Here is a 16,949-nt window from a genome sequence, read left to right on the forward strand (position 1 = left end):
GTGTTAGTCAGTCAGCCGCAGAGGCGGACAAATCGAATTCGGTGCTGCCCCCAGGCAGCGGATCCTCGTGCCGTAAGGGCTGGATGGCGATGGCTTTATCCCGCAGCACCGAAACATCGGCATCCGGCTCGACGATGTGCCGGGAATCGCGATCAAAGCCCAGCCACCAGTAGGGCAGGCTGCGAGCATCCTTGCCGGCCAGCAGCCGGGACCTTTGGATAGAGCCGGTAGATTGCCGGCACCAGCGCGCCAGCTTGATATCACCCGCGTCACAGGCCGGGAAGTTCACGTTCCAGGCGCGGATTTCAGAACTCTGCCAGAGTTTGCGGATAACCCGCTCGCCAAATTGCTGGACCGGGTCCCACTGGATGCCCTCGCGGGACAGGAAGGCCTGGCTCAGGGCAATGGCTGGAATATTCATGTGCAAGGCGCTGAGGACGGCGCCAACGGTGCCGGAGTACTGCACCGAATCGCTGATATTGGCACCGCAATTGACCCCGGACAGCACCAAGTCCGGCGGCGTTTCCGCAAACCATTTGGCCAGGGAATAGAGCACACAGTCCGCCGGCGTACCAGACACCGCGTAGCGCCGCGTCCCGGTTTCGTAAACCCGTAAGGGATCGTGAATAGAGATGCTCTGGCCGGCGCCACTGCGATCGTGCTCCGGAGCGACAATCCAGACTTCATTGGCCAGCTTGCGGGCGATCGCCTCGAGGATCGCGAGCCCGGGCGCGTTAATGCCGTCGTCGTTGGTAATCAGGATACGCTCAACAATGGGGCCGCTATGGGCCGCTGCTTCATTCATGGCTGAACTCCTTCACTGGCAATCTTCCAGCCAACCTGGGCCAGCAAGTTGGCGCGCTTGCCCACATCGAGGGCATTGGCGTTGGCGGCATTGCCGTCGAGAGCCCGTTTGTAGACTCCCTGCAGGATAGCCGCCAGCCGGAACAGGGAAAACGCCAGGTACACGTGCCAGTCTTCGATGCCATCCCGACCGCTCTGGTCACAATAGCGTTTGATGGTCTCCTGCTCGGTTGGAATACCCAGCGCTTCAAGGTTCTCGCCCTGCAGGCCGCGCATGCCTTCCAGGTCTGACGGCAGATGATAAGGCAGGCAGTAATAGGCCAGGTCCGCCAGTGGATGCCCCAGGGTCGACAGTTCCCAGTCCAGAATCGCAATAACCTGTGGGCTATCAGGTGCCAGCATCAGATTTCCGAACCGATAATCGCCGTGGGCAATGGCGCACTCGTCCGTTGACGGCAGGTTGTCGGGCAGCCAGTCGATCAGCTTGTCCATCTCGGGCAGGTCGTCGGTTTTCGAGGCCTGGTACTGCTTGGTCCAGCGCGCCACTTGGCGGGCAACATAGCCCTCAGGCCGGCCAAAATCACCAAGGCCAACCGCATTCACATCCACCGAGTGCAGCGCTGCGAGGGTGTCGATGGCCGAATGATGTGCTGGCCGCCGCTCGGCTTTGTCCAGTGCCCGCAGGGCCGAGTGGCTGACGATCCGGCCTTCCATGAAGTCCATCACGTAAAACGGCGTGCCAATAACCTCGCTGTCTTCGCACAACACCCGGGCCTTAGGCACCGGCACCGAGGTGTTGTCGGCCAGGGCTCGGATGACTTTGTACTCGCGCTCGACCATGTGGGCCGATGGCAGGGTCTTTCCCGGTGGTTTTTTGCGCAACACGTAGCGCCCGCTGTCGGTATCCAGCAGGAACGTGGGGTTGGACTGGCCACCCTGGAACTGTTGGACCTGCAGGCGATTGCCGAATCCGGGGATGGCTTGTTGTAGCCAGGCCAGGAGGTTGGCTTCGTTGAATTTGTGGGCTGGTAGGACGTCTACCAGGTCTGGGGTGATGCTCATGCTTTATTGCCTTGGTTTGGGGGCGGCGGCCGGCAGATGGTGTATCTTTCTTCTGGGAAAAATAACTCGCTGCGCTCAGGCATTTTTTTCCCGGCAGAAAGACACACCACCCACCAGCCTTGGCATACCTTTATTCAAATACCTTTAACAAATGGTTTCGCCGCCGTCGGCTACGATGACTTGGCCGGTTATGTAGGCGCTCGCCTTCGTTGATAAAAAGACCGCCAGGCCGGCGATGTCGACTGGGTCGCCGATTCTTCTTAGGGGTGTCTTGTCTTCGGCGCGTTTTACCCGGACCGGGTCTTCCCACAGGGCCTTGGCGAAATCGGTTTTGATCAGGCCGGGGGCGATGCTGTTGATACGGATGCCTTTCGGGCCCCATTCCACCGCCAGGTTTCGGGCCAGGGCTGCTTCGGCTGCCTTGGATACGCCGTAGGTTCCAATGGTGGTGTTGCCGCGAATGCCGGCGATGCTGGACAGCAATACCACCGCGCCCTCGCCTTGCTCCGCCATTTGCGGCAGCACCATGTTGGTGAGCCAGAAGGTGCCTTTGACGTTGGTGTCCATGATCTTGTCCCAGGCCTCGTCGGTCATTTCCGAGGTAGGTCCATACACCGGGTTAGTAGCGGCGTTGCACACCAGCACGTCGATGGTGCCCCAGGCTTCGTTGGTCTTCTCGACCAGATTCTTGAGGTCTTCCTTCTTGCCAACGTGACAAGGAATGGCAATGGCCTCATAGCCCTGCTCTTTCAGCTCATTCGCGACTTGCTCACAGGCCTCGGCCTTGCGGCTGGAGATCACCACCTTTGCGCCCAGGCGAGCCATTTCTTCCGCGATGGAACGGCCAATACCCTTGGTGGAACCAGTAACCAGGGCAACCTTGCCGGTCATATCAAAAAGCGGGTTGTTCATCATTCGATCCTCATGCTCAGAAGATGGCGGAACGCGCGAACAGGGGCCTTCCGGGACTGTGAAAAACAGGGAAGTTTTTCACAAGCCTACAGGGACGTATTAACGGCGTGTCCCGGAAGGCCCCTGTTTGCGTGTTCCCTCGCCCAATGTCTCGGGTCGGGTTCAGATCAGCGGTATTGGCGAAGTTCCAGCTTGGCCACCGAATCCAGATGCACCTCATCCGGCCCATCCGCCAGCCGCAAAGTGCGAACCTTGGCCCAGGCCGAAGCCAGGAAGGTATCCTGACTGACGCCGGCGCCGCCGTGCACTTGGATAGCACGATCAATCACCTTCAGAGCCATGCTCGGGGCAATCACCTTGATCATGGCGATCTCCTGACGGGCCACCTTGTTTCCAACGGTGTCCATCATGTGTGCCGCTTTCAGGGTCATCAGCCTGGCCTGCTCAATCTCCATGCGACTGCGGGCGATGTCCTTGCGGATGGAATCGAAGCTCGACAAGGGCTTACCAAACGCCTCGCGCTCATTGGCGCGCTTGCACATGAGTTCCAGCGCCCGCTCGGCCACGCCGATGGTGCGCATGCAGTGGTGAATCCGGCCCGGCCCGAGGCGACCCTGTGCAATTTCGAAACCGCGGCCTTCGCCCAGCAGCATGTTGCTGGCCGGTACCCGCACATTGTCGTAGTGAATCTCGGCGTGGCCGTGGGGGGCGTGATCGTAGCCGAACACCGTCAACGGACGGATCATCTTCACACCCGGGGTATCCAGCGGTACCAGGATCATCGACTGCTGCTGATGCTTGGGCGCGTCCGGATCGGTCTTGCCCATGACAATGGCAATCTTGGTCGTGGTCGTCATGGCACCGGAAGACCACCACTTGCGACCGTTGATCACATACTCATCGCCCTCGCGACGAATCTCGCAGGCGATGTTGGTGGCGTCCGAGGAAGCGACATCCGGTTCAGTCATGGAGAAACAGGAGCGGATCTCACCGGCCAGCAGCGGTTTCAGCCACTGTTCCTGCTGCTCTTCATTGCCGTAGCGGGCAATGGTTTCCATGTTGCCGGTATCCGGCGCGGAGCAGTTGAACACCTCCGGGGCCATTTCGGAACGGCCCATGATTTCGCACAGATGGGCGTACTCGAAGTTGGTCAGGCCAGCACCCAGGTCACTTTCCGGCAGGAACAGATTCCACAACCCCTCCGCCTTGGCCTTGCTCTTCAGTTCCTCGATGATCGGCACCGGTGCCCAGCGATTATCCGCCTGCTCAATCTGCTGGTGATGCACGTGCTCGTTTGGATAGATGTGGGCATCCATGAACTCGGTCAGCTGCGCCTGTAGTGCTTTGACCTTGTCAGACAGTTCAAACATGTCGACTTCCTCTTTAATAAATCTGGCGTTGATTCGGTGAGCCACCGTAGGCGCGCTCACCGGCTTGTTGTTCTTATTCAGTCATCAGATCGGTACACCTTCCGGCTTGTCGCTGCCGGAACGAATTCGGAACGTACCCTCGGCAATGGCCAGCAGGTTGCCCTGGTCATCGTGGACTTCCCCGGTGCTGTTGAAGATCCGGGTACCACCGGCACGCTTTCGGCCGGTGACGCGAATAACGCCACTCGAGCACTGACCGGTGAAAGTGGTGGTCAGCGACAGGGTGATGGCCTTGCGCATGCGGCCTGGATAAGGGCAGTGAGTTCCGGCCTGCGCCATAGCAATATCCAATAGTGAGGTCAGCACACCGCCGTGAATCACGCCACCCAGATTCAGGTGCCGGGCCTGGAGTTCCAGCTCAATCACCGCCTCGTTTTCTTCCCAGGAGGCCTGGCCATACCCCAGCAGGCTGTGAAAACCGGGCAAATCGGTTCCGTTCATCAGATCAGATTCCTCGTGACTCATCAGACTTTCATCCCGGGCATATTCAGGGAGGCAGAGTTGCCCCCGTCCACCGGCAGTGCCTGACCGGTGATGTAACTGGCGTCGTCGCTGGCCAGGAACAGAATCGCGGCGGCAATTTCCTCGGGGTCGCCGTAGCGGCGCAGTTCACAGCGGGAGCCCAGCTTGTGGGCTTTTTCATGGGCACGGGCGTAATCGAACACCGCCTGGGTCATGCCGGTTTCCACCAACCCCGGGCAGACCGCATTCACCCGGACATTGTCCCCACCCAGATCACAGGCGGCGGTCATGGTGAGGTTGATCACCCCGGCCTTGGACGCACTGTAGGCGTTACCGCCGGCGCCGGAGCGCAGCCCTGCCACCGATGCGGTATTCACGATCGAGCCCAGCTTCCGGGCCTGCATGTGCGGCGCGGTGTGCTTGATCAGCAACATGGAGCCGATCAGGTTCACTGACAGAACCTGATCCCACTCTGCGCGCTCGTTATCTGTAACAGGGGGATGGCTACCCTGGGAGCTGGCAATACCGGCGATGTTGCACAAAACATCAACCTGACCAAAGTGCGCCAGGGTCTCATCCACCAGGGCTTTGACCTGGGCTTCGTCGGCCACGTCCACCACCCGGCGCAGACACTCGGCCCCTTCCGGCAGGCGGTTTTCGGTATCCAGCAAGCCAGCATCGGACACATCCGCCAGCACCACCCGGGCACCTTCGCGCGCTAGACGCAACGCGGTAGCACGACCTATACCACTGCCGGCACCGGTGACGATGGCAACCCGGTTATCGAAACGCGCCATGCAGTTCGCTCCTCAATATTGGCTTGTTGTTGTCATTGTGCTTCTAGCGTTCGCTTTAATTTGTCACGCCTTCCGGTTTTGAGTCAATATATTCGAAAGGTAATTTCACTAGATAAAACACCATAGCACCGGAGTGACCAAAAATGAAAAATAATGTGAGTTCGATGTCGGTCTATGCACCAACCTATCCGGACGAGGTTTTCGAGTCGATCGGCCAGCAGATCCAACAACACGCCCGCGAGCGTGGTGACCACACCGCACTGATCACCGACCAGACGGCCATCAGCTGGCGCACACTGCTCACCCAGGTCAATCAGATTGCCAACCGGCTGCGAGCCGAGGGCCTGCAAACCGGCGACTCGGTCGCGGCCCTGTCGGAGAACAGCGCCAACTACGTCGCTTTATACCTGGGCACACTGGTGGCAGGCGGCTGCATGGTGCCGCTATCGGGTATGGCCAGTCCGGAGGCACTGGCAGCGATGCTTGCGGACTGTGAGGCCCGATTCCTATTCGTGTCCTCGAAAAACCGGGACCTGCTGTCGGATTTCCGGCCTCAGCTGACGAACCTGTCCGATAACCAGATCCTGGCGCTCGATGAAGGACAGGCAGGCATTGGCCAGTACCTGGGCGACTGGCTATCAGGTGCCTCTGCAGCAGCAGATCCGGCGGAGGTGACCCTGGACGATGCCTTCAACATTATTTACAGCTCTGGCACTACCGGCACCCCCAAGGGCATCCTGCACGATTACCGGTTCCGCCAGCGCCAGATGGCGCGCATGAGTCGGTTCGGGCTGGACGGTGATGCCATCAACCTGGTGTCCACCCCGCTGTACTCCAACACCACGCTGGTGTCGGTGCTGCCAACCCTGTTCTACGGCGGCACCCTGGTGCTGATGCCGAAATTCGATGCCCGCCGATTCCTTGAGCTGGCCGAGCGCCACCGGGTGACCCACGCCATGCTGGTGCCGGTGCAGTACCAGCGCATTCTGGCTGACCCCGACTTCGATCGTTTTGATCTGTCCAGCTTCAAGCTCAAGCTGTGCACCAGCGCTCCGCTTCGGGCCGAAGTCATCGCCGACGCCATGGCCCGCTGGCCGGGCAACATCCGGGAAGTCTATGGCCTCACCGAGGGTGGCATTTCGACCTGCCTGGATTGCGCCGCCTACCCGGACAAGTGGGAGTCGGTCGGGCTGCCCACCGAGGGCGCCCAGGTAAGGGTTATCGACGACCAGGGCCATGAGCTGCCCCAGGGGGAGATTGGTGAGATTGTCGGGCGCGCCATTTCCATGATGCGCGGCTACGTGAACCGGCCCGAGCAGACCGCCGAGATGCTGTGGACCAGCCCCGACGGCGAGGTGTTCTATCGCAGTGGCGACATGGGGCGGATCGATGAGGACGGTTTCATTTATATTCTGGACCGCCGCAAGGACATGATTATTTCCGGCGGCTTCAACATCTATGCGGTGGATCTGGAGCAGGCCCTTCTGGCCCACCCGGCGATCGCGGATGCCGCGGTGATTGGCATTCCCAGCGAACACTGGGGCGAAACGCCGCTGGGGCTGGTGGTTCGCAAGCCGGGCCACAACGAGAGCGAAGCCAGCATCCTGGAATGGGCCAATGCCCGGCTGGGCAAGTCCCAGCGTCTAGCCGCCATTGAAGTGCGGGACGAACTGCCCCGCTCCACCATCGGCAAGGTCCTCAAGCGGGAACTGCGCGCGCCCTACTGGAACAAGAGCCCGCAAGCCTAGCCGCTCGGGCGCTCTCCAGGATCAGCGCCGCGACAGACGGTTCAGCGCGGCCTGACAGTCCTCGGACCGGAGCCTTTCGGAGAAAATTTCCCGCTCCCGTTCGAGAGCCTGTTTGATCTGGTCGCGCCAGGGTGCGCGCATCAGCCGCTTGCTGGCACGCAGGGCGTCCCTGGGCTTGCCGGCAAGCCGTGTCGCCTGGGCCAGGGCCTCGTCCAGCGCTGCGCCATCATCCACCACTTTACTGGCCAGCCCGCACTCGCAGGCTTCGGCGCCGTTCAGCACCTCGCCCATCAGTAACAGGTCGGCAGCCCGGCGAGCGCCCAAGTGCAGAGGCATGGTCACGGTGGAAGCCGCTTCAGGCACCAGACCCAGATCCACGAACGCGGTCTTAAAGGTAGCGCTGCGGCCGGTGATCACCGAATCACAATGCAGCAGCAAGGTTGTGCCAATACCAATCGCCAATCCCTCTACCGCCACAATAACCGGGGTATCGCAGTCCATTAAGGCCTCTATAAAGGCCAGCCCCGCCGATGGCTTGGGATTGGCATCGGTGGCACGGGCCCGGAAGTCGTCCAGGTCATTGCCGGCGGTAAACACCCCCCCGGCGCCAGAGAGCACAATGGCGCTGACCTCTGTATCCTGATTGGCCCTGGTGACTGCCTCGGCAAGATCGTTGTACATACTGCGGGTGAGGGCGTTCTTCTTTTCCGGACGATTAATTACCAGGTGAAGTACTCCGCCAGACTGCTGGGCATCGATCATTGGACTATCCTGTCTGAAGATTAATCACGAGTTGTGGCTAAACATCCTATTGCAAAAGACCAATCTTGTGATAGATTCAGAGAACATAAATTCACCCTGCAGTCGTCAGTTCTGCACAGTGAAACTAAAAACAAAATGAATACAACAATCATGAGGTCTGCCATGAACCTGTTCGCAAACGCTCGCAAGAGTCTGACCGTATACGCCTCGGCGTTAACTCTGGGCATCTCTGCTGCGCTGAGCGCAGCACCAGCCGCCGCCCAGGACACTTACACCTGGAAGGTCCAGTCACACTGGCCCGGCTCCAGCAGCTCTTACACTGACAGTTTGATGCGCTTGCAGCGGGTTCTGGACGAACGCACCGATGGCCGCCTGCAGCTGAAGCTCTACGAAGCCGGCGCCCTGTTCAAATCCAAAGAGATTTTCAACGCCGTCAGCCGTGGCATTCTGGAGATGGGCACCATCTCGCCGGCTTACGCTCAAGACAAGGTATCGCTGGCGGGCATCGCCTCTGGCCTGCCGTTCGCGTTCCGCAACGTCTGGGAAGCGGCCTATTTCCATCAGAACCTGGGCTTTGAGCAAATGCTCCGCGAAGAAGCCGCCGAACACAACGTGTACTGGGCGACCGACAAGGTCTACCCCACCGAGATGGTGGTTAAACAGCCCATCAACAACTGGGATGATTTTACCCGTTTGAAGATCCGCTCCTCAGGCGCGCTGCAGACCTTCCTGACCGAAGCCGGTGCTGCCGCCTCCTACATCCCGGGCAGCGAACTCTACTCTGCCCTGGATTCCGGCATTGTTGACGGCGCCCATTGGGGTGCTTCACAGGGCGCCTCCAGCATGGGGCTGTACGAAGTGGCCAAGTACCACGTGCAGCCAGCCCTGAACATTGCCGGCACCGACGCCATCATCGTCAGCCAGAAGGCGCTCGATAAGCTGCCGGAAGACATGCAGAAGATCGTCAAGGACGCGCTGAGCGAGCAGTTCTGGGTTCGCACCAACGAGTACCTGTACAAAGAGCGCATCACCCTGGCCAAGGCCATTGCCGAGCAGGGCGTTGAGGTTAACGTGCTGCCGGACGAGGTCCAGAACAAGCTGGTGCAGACCGCCCAAGCCATGTGGGACGAAGAGGGCAAGCGCAGCGACAACGCCAAGAAAGCTCTGGACATGCTGAAGAGCTATCTCTCGGAGCTTGGCTACCTCTAAAGCGGGTTAACCAGCACCTTGCAGGCCGGAGTGTTTCGACTCCGGCCTTTCCGTACCAAATACAGTCACCGTCCTTCCGGAGAATGCCATGAGTGTGCTGAGTGCATTCATGAGAGGGGTTACCCGTCTCAACGACTTTGTCGGGCGCTGGATAGCCCTGCTCATTTTTGCGATGTTCGCGTTCCTGCTGTTGGAAGTAGGTTTTCGCTACCTGCTGAACGCCCCAACGGTGTGGACCAATGAGTTCACCCAGATGCTGTTCGGCATCTACGCGGTCATGTCCGGTGGCTACATCATGGCGCACCGGGGCCACGTGAATGTCGACCTGCTGCACTCTCACCTGAAGCCGCGCAAGCGAGCGATGCTGGACCTGTTCACCTCGGTGATTTTCTTCATTTTCACCTTGGCCCTGCTCTGGTTCGGGATCGATATGGCCCAGGAGTCCATCTCCAGCTGGGAGACCTCCTATTCGGCCTGGAACCCGCCCATCTGGCCCGTAAAACTGGCGATCCCTCTCGGGACTGGTCTGTTGGTGCTGCAGGGACTGGTCAAACTACTGGAAGACATTGCCATAGCCTTCAACCTGGATTACTACACGCCGGATCAGGGCGAGCCTGAGGGAGAACAGTTGTGAGTATTGAAGTCCTGACCCTGATGTTCTTCGCAGCACTGCTGTTCTTCCTGCTATTGGGCCTGCCGCTGGCATTCGTGCTGGGCGGCGTGTCGGTGGTGTTCCTGTATTTCACCTGGGGCTTCGACTCCTTCTACATGGTCGCCTCCCAGATCTGGGGCACCATGGGCAGCTTTACCCTGGTGGCCATCCCTCTGTTCGTGTTCATGGCCATGATCCTGGAGCGCACCGGCGTGGCCCGGGATCTGTACCGCATGATGCACCTCTGGTGCGGCGGCCTCCGGGGCGGCCTGGCCTTAGGCACCCTCGGTATCTGCGCGGTATTCGCCGCCATGGTGGGCATCAGTGGCGCCGCGGTTGTCGCCATGGGCACCATTGCCCTGCCCTCCATGCTGGAGCGCGGCTACGACAAGAGCATGGCGCTGGGCGTGATCAACACCGGTGGTGGCTGGGGCATCCTGATTCCTCCCAGCATCCTGATGATTCTGTACGCGCTGATCACCGGCGTATCCGTGGGCAAGATGTTCGCGGCCGGCATCATGCCGGGTGTTCTGCTGATGGTACTCACCGCGATCTACATCATTGTGCGCTGCCATCTGCAGCCGGAACTGGCGCCGGCACTGCCGGAAGAAGAACGGGCCAGCTGGCCGGAAAAATTCCGGGCCCTGCGGGCAGTTCTGCTGCCGATCGGTGTTGTCATTATGGTGCTGGGCTCAATCATCGGGGGCATCACCACGCCGACCGAAGCCGCCGCCATGGGTGTTCTCGGTGCGCTGATCTCGGCCGCGGTTTATCGCCAGTTCAAATGGAGCGTGCTGCAGGAAGCGGCCATCCGCACCTTCAAGCTGACCGGCATGATCATGTGGATCCTGTTTGCCGCTCACGCCTTCAGCGCCGCCTATCAGAGCATGGGCGCCCAAGAGCTGATCGAAAGCCTGATGAACATGATCCCGGGTGGTCCCTGGGGCATCATCATTGCGATGATGGTGATTGTGTTCTTGCTGGCCATGGTTCTGGACCCGGTCGGTATCATGCTGATCACGCTGCCGGTGTTCATGCCGATTGTTGAAAGCCTCGGGTTCGACCCGATCTGGTTCGGCATCCTGTTCGTGATCAACATGGAAATTGGCTACATGACGCCGCCTTTCGGATTCAATCTGTTCTACCTGAAAGGCATCGTGCCGCCAGGCATCACCATGGGCGATATCTACCGATCCATCGTTCCGTTCGTGTTGGTGGAGATCGTTGGCCTCGGCTTGATCATGGTGTTCCCGGAAATTGCCACCTGGTTGCCGGATCTCTTCTTCTGACCCGGTCCGGAGTCTGCTGAGCCTGCGGTGATTCGTAAGACGGATCCGGCAGGCTGGCAGATTCACACTTCAGGGATTACTCTCAGATAAACCCCGGGGAACGCTGAACCGGGGCTTTTCGACAAGGAGAGGTCCCATGCCCGACACCCACCCCCAACCAGTTTCCCTGTTCATCCGGGCCCTTGCACCGGTTCTCATGATCCTGCTTGCCCTTGGCTCCACGCCAGCCTCTTCCGCCGAGGCCCTCACCGACACCCAGGTTCAATCCTTTCTGGCCAGTCTGTCAGCGGCCCAGGCCCTGGAGCCGGAACTTGAGGCCATTCAGGACGAGATGGAAGCCAACGCCAGGGAGGCCGATTCCGAGGCGCCCGATTTCGCACAAATTTTTTCTAACACGGTGCGTAACATGGAGGGTCAGCCAGTCTATGAGCAGCTGGAAGACATCGTCCAGGAACACGGCTTCAGCGATCTGCAGCAATGGGGCCTGACTGGCGACCGTATTTTCCGGGCCTGGATGGCCATCGAATTGCAGGAGCAGAACCCTCAGGCTCAACAAGAAATCGCCGAGGCCATGGCCGAGATCGAAAACAGCCCACACATGACCGAAACCCAGAAAGCTCAAATGCGCGCCATGATGGAAGGCGCGATGGGCGCAATGGAAAGTGCGAGAAATGCGCCACCGGCCGACATTGAGGCGATTCGCCCCCACCTGGATGAACTCCGGGCCTTTTCCGAATCCGAGTGAAGCGCCCATAAAAAAACCGGCTCTCCAGTGAGAGCCGGTTTCTCTTCGCTTCTTTCTACCAAATCAGCGGTCTGTGCTCAGCCCATCAGGTTATAGGCAAACACGATAATGACCGCCACTGGCGTCACGTAGCGGATCAGCCCGAACCAGAGCCTGAAGCCGCCGCCGTCGAGCGCCAGATCCAGCTTCAGGGATTCCTTGGCCACGAACCAGCCCACGAATACCGCGGTCAGCAGACCGGACAGGGGCAGCATGATGTTGGCGGTAAAGAAATCCAGCAGGTCAAAGATGGTCTTGCCCTCAAACCGCTCGAACATGGCCAGGGGGGCCACGTCGGACCAGACGTTAAGGGACAGAATCGAGGCTATACCCAGCCCCCAGCACAGTATGCCCACCAGGATGGCACTGCCGGTACGGGCCATACTGGTCTTCTCCTCAACCCATTCAACCACCGGCTCCAACAGAGAAATACCCGAGGTCCAGGCGGCGAACAGCAGCAGTACGAAGAACAGGGTGCCGAACAACCCACCCATCGGCATGTTGCCAAACGCCAGCGGCAGGGTCTGGAAGATCAGCCCCGGGCCAGCTCCAGCCTCCAGGCCATTGGCAAACACCACCGGAAAAATGGCCAGACCCGCCAGCAGGGCCACGCCGGTATCCATAACCGCAACACTGATGGCAGTGCGGGCAATAGAGATGTCCCGGCCCAGGTACGAGCCGTACGCCATCATGATTGCCATACCCAGGCTCAGGGTGAAGAAGGCGTGGCCGAGCGCAATCAGCACACCGCTGACCGACAGGGCACCAAAGTCCGGCGTAAACAGGAAGCTGACCGCCTCACCAAAGTGCCCGGTGGTGGTGGCGTAACCCACGGCCACCAGCAGCAGGATGAACAGAGCCGGCATCAGGATAGTGGCGGCTTTCTCCAGGCCACCTTTAAGCCCCCGGGACACCACCAGCACCACCAGTGCCATGAAGACGGTGTGCCAGATCAGCAACTGGACCGGGCTCGCCAGCAAGCCACCGAACAGATCGCCAATGGACTCCGCGGTACCGCCGGTGAAGTCGCCCATGGCCGCGTGTCCCACATAAGACGCGGACCAACCACCAATCACCGAATAGAAAGAAAGAATCACGAACGCCGCGATCATGCCCACGATGGCCGAAATCCGCCACATCGGAGATTTCAGGTTGCGCTCCGCCACCAGCCGCATGCTGGTAATGGGGTTGTGCCGGCCATTCCGACCGATGAACACCTCGGCCATCAGAATGGGGATACCAATGATCGCGATGCACAGCAGATACACCAGCACAAAGGCGCCACCGCCGTTTTCACCGGTAACGTAGGGAAACTTCCAGATATTGCCGAGACCTACGGCAGAACCGGTTGCCGCAAGAATAAATGCCAACCGGGAGGACCAGAGGCCACGGGCTGCCTCTGCGCCATTGCCCGAAGCCGAGTTGGACTGAGTCATGATGATTTCCTGTGCTTTTGGCTGAGGAATAGGGAACGAATACATACGCCGGGGCCGGGCCCAGGCAGCTGGAGCGGAATTCTGCCAGCACTCGCAGCATGATGCCAGCGCTGGCGAACTATCGATGTCGGTGCGGACTCTCTGGCGGTGTCAGTCGGCGCTGGCACCCGCGGTTCGGGCCGCGAGACGCGCCCGGGGATGGAAGCGGGCATTTAGCCAAAGGGAAAGTGCAATCACCCCACCACCTATAGCCAGCCGGGTGAGGTCCGCATCCCGGTTCCAGATCAGCAGGTTTACCAGCAAACCGGCGGGCACCAGGGCATTGTTCATGATCGCCAGGGTGCCGGCATCCACGTAGCAGGCGCCGCGATTCCAAAGGAACAGACCCAGGCCGGAGGCCGCGAGACCCAACCAGGCCAGAACGCCCCACTGCAGCGAGGTTGTCGGCAAGCGGTCCGGATTACCGAAGATCAGGAACGACGGCAGTGCGATCACCAGCGCGCCGATGAAAAAGTAGCCGAAGGTACGGTAGGCCGGCAGTGCCAGCTGATGGCGCTGCATGATGTGCTTGTAGCCCACCTGGCCGGCGGCGAAGGTAAAGTTGGCCACCTGCAGCAACAGGAAACCGGTAATGAAATCCTCACTCAGACCATCGTAGCGGATGATGCCCGCGCCCAGAGTGGCAACGGCGGCGGCAACAAGGGCCACCGGTGAGAAGCGCCGGAACAGGGCGTCATCAATTAGGGTTACGTACAGGGGCGTGAAGATGGTGAACAGCAGTACTTCCGGCACGCTCAGGTAACTGAAGGAGCGGTACAGGCACAGATAGGTGATACCAAACTGCAGCATGCCGGTAACCAGTATGCCCAGCTTCATGCCCGACGGCACACCGCGCCAGCGAGTGAAAGGAAGAAACACCAGAGCACCCAACAACACACGGCTGAGCACCGCAAAATCACTGTCCACCTGGCCGGCCAGGAATTCGCCGATCAGGCTGAACGAGAATGCCCACAGCACCGTAACAAAAACCAGTAAACCCATTGTCACTGACCCCCTTTGAAATCGAGGCGCGTACTTTACCGCTTTTGGCTCAGCCTTGCAGTGGCGAAAAGGCGCATAAACACCGATGCAGGGGTTTCACCCAATCGGTTACCATGCCCGGCCTGCACACCCAAAATCTCGACAACCCGGACCAGCCCAGCCATGGACGAAACTCACCAGCCATTACCGGAAGTGCGCCAGCCACTGGTGACCCGAACCCTGATCGAATGGCGTACCCTGGCAATGCTCGGCGGCCCGATTCTGATCGCCCAGATTGCCCAGATGGCCAATGGCGTGATTGATACCGTTATGGCCGGTCACGCCAGTGCCAGGGATCTGGCGGCCGTGGGCATCGGCAGTAGCCTGTGGATGCCGCTGTTCCTGTTTTTCATGGGCCTGCTGGGCGCGCTGCAGCCGATCATTTCCGGCTACAACGGTGCCCGCACCCTTGAAAAGATCATGCCCGCCACCTGGCAGGGGCTGTATCTGGCGGCCGCCGGTTCGGTGATCATGATCCTGTTGTTAACGAACGTGCATCCGGTGCTGGCCCTGCTTAATCTGGAGCGTGATACCGCCGGGATAACCCAGGACTACCTCAACGCCTTTGCCTGGGGTGTGCCGGCCATGCTGATGATGACCGCGCTTCGGGGATTAACCGACGGCCTTGGCCACACTCGGGTGATCATGGCGTTTTCGGTACTGAGCACCCTGATCAACCTGCCGCTGAACTACATCTTTATCTACGGCAAACTCGGCCTGCCAGCCATGGGCGGGGTTGGCTGCGGCTGGGCCACCTCCCTGTCCAACGGCATCGCCGCCGTGGCACTGCTGGTGTACCTCAACCGCAGCCACGCCTATCGCCGCTTTCACTTGCTTGCGGACTGGGCCAAACCGGAGCTGGCCGGCCTCGTGTACATCCTGAAGCTTGGCGTGCCGATTGGCTTCACCATCTTCGTGGAAGCCAGCATGTTTTCAGTCATTGCTCTTTTCCTGGCGCCACTCGGACCGGTGGTGGTCGCCGGCCACCAGATTGCGCTGAACGTGGTTTCACTGCTGTTCATGCTGCCCTTGAGTATTGGCATGGCGCTAACTCTGCGGGTCAGTTTCCTGATGGGCGCGGGGGCGCCGGACACCGCCCGGCTGATCTCCCGCAGTTCACTGATTTTGGCGGCCGCCACGGCACTGGTGTTCGCGGTATTGCTGTGGGTCTTTTCCAAGGGTATCGCGGCGCTCTATACCGGCGAAATCGAGGTGCAACAGGTAACCATCCGGCTGCTATTTTTTGCCGCCCTGTTCCAGATTGCCGATGTGATTCAGGTCACCTGCATCAGCGCCTTGAGGGGCTACAAGGACACCCGCATCCCCATGTTCATCATGCTGTTTTCGTTCTGGGGCGTGGGGCTACCACTGGGTTATTTGCTGACTTTCACGGATGTACTCTGGCCCGCCATGGGTGCGGCTGGCTTTTGGGTCGGCCTGACCGGCGGGCTTACGTCAGCGAGTATTCTGCTGGGCTGGCGGCTTTTTCGGTATGCGCCAAATCGTGTTGAGCAAAAATGATGCAGTCCCGGCCAGATTCCTTGGCCTGATAGAGCGCGGCATCGGCACGGGCAAGCCAGCTGTCGACATCTTCCCGGACTATCAGCTGGGCTACCCCAAAAGATGCAGTGACCGTTCCGCCAGGGTGCCTGAGATACTTGTGCAGCACCTGTTGCAGGTTAATTAATACCGTCTCCAGACCCTCTCCACCGGTTCCGGGGAACAGCAGCACAAACTCTTCGCCGCCATAGCGGAATAATCGATCGGTGCGCCGGGTGTGTTGCTGGATTAACGCCACCATTTCAACCAGGACTGAGTCGCCAACGCCGTGGCCATAACGATCGTTGATCTGTTTGAAGTGATCGATATCAAGCATGGCAATCGAGTAGGTCTCGCCCGTGCGATCGGCGTTGGCGACTGCCCAAGCCAATTCCTGATCCATCGAGCGGCGATTGCGAACACCCGTCAGCGGATCAATGGTGGCCAGGTGCTCGAGCCGTTCGCGCTGGGATTCGTTACGGAAGGCGAAGACATAGGCACAGGCACTGACAACCACAGCCCCGGCGGCAAAGGACCACATCTGGACCAGTGAGCGAAAAATGTCAGCTTGAGCCATCATTGCTGATATCGCACTCAGGTTTATGATGATGGCCAAGCGGGGGCTGGCCAGGAAAAAGCTGGTGACCAGGCACGGAAACAGCCAGAACAACCCCGGCTCGCCAGTCACTGCACCGACAACCACGGCACTGGACGAGGTCATAACCGCCAGGAACAAACCACTGAATTTGGTTCGGCCCGTTACCCAGGCACAGACCACGCTACCGACAATACCCGCGAGAATAGCGACATCGACCACTGCCGCCAGAAGGTTTCCCTGTAAAAAACGAAATACTGCAAAAGGTGTAATGCCGAGAATGGCACTGGCGCCCAGCAGGGTAATGATCGATAGCCGAAAATCCGTTTTAAGGCGGTAAAACATCTGGGACATACCCACAGAAGGTTATATTTAGTTCGCTAGCATA

The 16,949-nt window shown here is 59.7% G+C and carries 16 protein-coding genes; 6 read left to right on the forward strand and 10 right to left on the reverse strand.

All coding sequences use genetic code 11. The features are described 5' to 3' along the window. Positions 1 to 7 precede the first annotated feature (7 nt). The 6 genes from surE to FGO67_RS01545 form a co-directional block, all read right to left on the reverse strand. Positions 8 to 805: a 5'/3'-nucleotidase SurE gene (gene surE, locus FGO67_RS01520; RefSeq protein WP_203298977.1), complete on the reverse strand. Its 798-nt coding sequence runs from the start codon at positions 803 to 805 to the stop codon at positions 8 to 10. Beyond that, a complete protein-coding gene (locus FGO67_RS01525; protein WP_203298978.1) occupies positions 802 to 1,866 on the reverse strand; it encodes a phosphotransferase in 1,065 nt (354 codons plus the stop codon). The genes surE and FGO67_RS01525 overlap by 4 nt, the downstream gene beginning before the upstream one ends. A gap of 144 nt (positions 1,867 to 2,010) precedes the next feature. Continuing rightward, entirely contained in the window at positions 2,011 to 2,778 is a 768-nt protein-coding gene (locus tag FGO67_RS01530; RefSeq protein ID WP_203299917.1) for an SDR family NAD(P)-dependent oxidoreductase, read from the reverse strand. A gap of 167 nt (positions 2,779 to 2,945) precedes the next feature. Beyond that, positions 2,946 to 4,148 (reverse strand): acyl-CoA dehydrogenase family protein, encoded by a 1,203-nt coding sequence (locus FGO67_RS01535; protein WP_203298979.1) that lies wholly within the window; start codon positions 4,146 to 4,148, stop codon positions 2,946 to 2,948. Between the two features lie 84 nt (positions 4,149 to 4,232). Then, entirely contained in the window at positions 4,233 to 4,673 is a 441-nt protein-coding gene (locus tag FGO67_RS01540) for a PaaI family thioesterase (RefSeq protein ID WP_203298980.1), read from the reverse strand. After that, a complete protein-coding gene (locus FGO67_RS01545) occupies positions 4,673 to 5,467 on the reverse strand; it encodes an SDR family NAD(P)-dependent oxidoreductase (protein ID WP_203298981.1) in 795 nt (264 codons plus the stop codon). The genes FGO67_RS01540 and FGO67_RS01545 overlap by 1 nt, the downstream gene beginning before the upstream one ends. A gap of 143 nt (positions 5,468 to 5,610) precedes the next feature. Between FGO67_RS01545 and FGO67_RS01550 the strand changes: the two genes are divergently transcribed. Continuing rightward, positions 5,611 to 7,215, forward strand: coding sequence for a class I adenylate-forming enzyme family protein (locus FGO67_RS01550; protein WP_203298982.1), 1,605 nt, complete (start codon positions 5,611 to 5,613; stop codon positions 7,213 to 7,215). Between the two features lie 21 nt (positions 7,216 to 7,236). Here the strand turns inward: FGO67_RS01550 and FGO67_RS01555 are convergent, their stop codons facing one another. Continuing rightward, positions 7,237 to 7,977, reverse strand: coding sequence for an enoyl-CoA hydratase/isomerase family protein (locus tag FGO67_RS01555; RefSeq protein ID WP_203298983.1), 741 nt, complete (start codon positions 7,975 to 7,977; stop codon positions 7,237 to 7,239). Positions 7,978 to 8,139: 162 nt separating this feature from the next. Between FGO67_RS01555 and dctP the strand changes: the two genes are divergently transcribed. From dctP to FGO67_RS01575, 4 genes are all read left to right on the forward strand, one after another. Next, positions 8,140 to 9,186 (forward strand): TRAP transporter substrate-binding protein DctP, encoded by a 1,047-nt coding sequence (gene dctP / locus FGO67_RS01560; RefSeq protein ID WP_203298984.1) that lies wholly within the window; start codon positions 8,140 to 8,142, stop codon positions 9,184 to 9,186. 88 nt (positions 9,187 to 9,274) lie between these two features. Next, positions 9,275 to 9,820, forward strand: coding sequence for a TRAP transporter small permease subunit (locus FGO67_RS01565; protein WP_203298985.1), 546 nt, complete (start codon positions 9,275 to 9,277; stop codon positions 9,818 to 9,820). Further along, positions 9,817 to 11,127, forward strand: a complete 1,311-nt coding sequence (locus FGO67_RS01570) for a TRAP transporter large permease subunit (protein ID WP_203298986.1) — start codon at positions 9,817 to 9,819, stop codon at positions 11,125 to 11,127. The genes FGO67_RS01565 and FGO67_RS01570 overlap by 4 nt, the downstream gene beginning before the upstream one ends. Before the next feature lie 136 nt (positions 11,128 to 11,263). Next, complete coding sequence (locus FGO67_RS01575) at positions 11,264 to 11,872, forward strand: hypothetical protein (RefSeq protein WP_238942133.1); 609 nt, start codon at positions 11,264 to 11,266, stop codon at positions 11,870 to 11,872. Between the two features lie 77 nt (positions 11,873 to 11,949). On the opposite strand, the gene FGO67_RS01580 is transcribed toward FGO67_RS01575, so the two are convergent. Both FGO67_RS01580 and FGO67_RS01585 read right to left on the reverse strand, forming a co-directional pair. Next, complete coding sequence (locus FGO67_RS01580; protein ID WP_203298987.1) at positions 11,950 to 13,347, reverse strand: sodium-dependent transporter; 1,398 nt, start codon at positions 13,345 to 13,347, stop codon at positions 11,950 to 11,952. A 150-nt stretch (positions 13,348 to 13,497) separates the two neighbouring features. After that, positions 13,498 to 14,388, reverse strand: coding sequence for a carboxylate/amino acid/amine transporter (locus FGO67_RS01585; RefSeq protein WP_203298988.1), 891 nt, complete (start codon positions 14,386 to 14,388; stop codon positions 13,498 to 13,500). A 162-nt stretch (positions 14,389 to 14,550) separates the two neighbouring features. Here FGO67_RS01585 and FGO67_RS01590 point away from each other — a divergent pair, with 162 nt between their 5' ends. Further along, complete coding sequence (locus tag FGO67_RS01590; protein ID WP_203298989.1) at positions 14,551 to 15,948, forward strand: MATE family efflux transporter; 1,398 nt, start codon at positions 14,551 to 14,553, stop codon at positions 15,946 to 15,948. Here FGO67_RS01590 and FGO67_RS01595 read toward each other — a convergent pair. Then, positions 15,878 to 16,906 (reverse strand): GGDEF domain-containing protein, encoded by a 1,029-nt coding sequence (locus FGO67_RS01595; protein WP_203298990.1) that lies wholly within the window; start codon positions 16,904 to 16,906, stop codon positions 15,878 to 15,880. The two genes, FGO67_RS01590 and FGO67_RS01595, sit on opposite strands and share 71 nt — an antisense overlap. Positions 16,907 to 16,949 lie beyond the last annotated feature (43 nt).

The sequence above is a fragment of the Marinobacter sediminum genome, assembly GCF_016820575.1.
GTDB classification, from domain to species: Bacteria; Pseudomonadota; Gammaproteobacteria; order Pseudomonadales; family Oleiphilaceae; genus Marinobacter; species Marinobacter sediminum.

Coding starts and splice junctions, on each gene's coding strand:
- FGO67_RS01595 (WP_203298990.1), bottom strand. CDS start 16,906: ATGTTTTACCGCCTTAAAACGGATTTTCGGCTATCGATCATTACCCTG.
- FGO67_RS01545 (WP_203298981.1), bottom strand. CDS start 5,467: ATGGCGCGTTTCGATAACCGGGTTGCCATCGTCACCGGTGCCGGCAGT.
- FGO67_RS01555 (WP_203298983.1), bottom strand. CDS start 7,977: ATGATCGATGCCCAGCAGTCTGGCGGAGTACTTCACCTGGTAATTAAT.
- FGO67_RS01540 (WP_203298980.1), bottom strand. CDS start 4,673: ATGAGTCACGAGGAATCTGATCTGATGAACGGAACCGATTTGCCCGGT.
- surE (WP_203298977.1), bottom strand. CDS start 805: ATGAATGAAGCAGCGGCCCATAGCGGCCCCATTGTTGAGCGTATCCTG.
- FGO67_RS01580 (WP_203298987.1), bottom strand. CDS start 13,347: ATGACTCAGTCCAACTCGGCTTCGGGCAATGGCGCAGAGGCAGCCCGT.
- FGO67_RS01590 (WP_203298989.1), top strand. CDS start 14,551: ATGGACGAAACTCACCAGCCATTACCGGAAGTGCGCCAGCCACTGGTG.
- FGO67_RS01575 (WP_238942133.1), top strand. CDS start 11,264: ATGCCCGACACCCACCCCCAACCAGTTTCCCTGTTCATCCGGGCCCTT.
- FGO67_RS01565 (WP_203298985.1), top strand. CDS start 9,275: ATGAGTGTGCTGAGTGCATTCATGAGAGGGGTTACCCGTCTCAACGAC.
- FGO67_RS01585 (WP_203298988.1), bottom strand. CDS start 14,388: ATGGGTTTACTGGTTTTTGTTACGGTGCTGTGGGCATTCTCGTTCAGC.
- FGO67_RS01535 (WP_203298979.1), bottom strand. CDS start 4,148: ATGTTTGAACTGTCTGACAAGGTCAAAGCACTACAGGCGCAGCTGACC.
- FGO67_RS01525 (WP_203298978.1), bottom strand. CDS start 1,866: ATGAGCATCACCCCAGACCTGGTAGACGTCCTACCAGCCCACAAATTC.
- dctP (WP_203298984.1), top strand. CDS start 8,140: ATGAACCTGTTCGCAAACGCTCGCAAGAGTCTGACCGTATACGCCTCG.
- FGO67_RS01530 (WP_203299917.1), bottom strand. CDS start 2,778: ATGAACAACCCGCTTTTTGATATGACCGGCAAGGTTGCCCTGGTTACT.
- FGO67_RS01550 (WP_203298982.1), top strand. CDS start 5,611: ATGAAAAATAATGTGAGTTCGATGTCGGTCTATGCACCAACCTATCCG.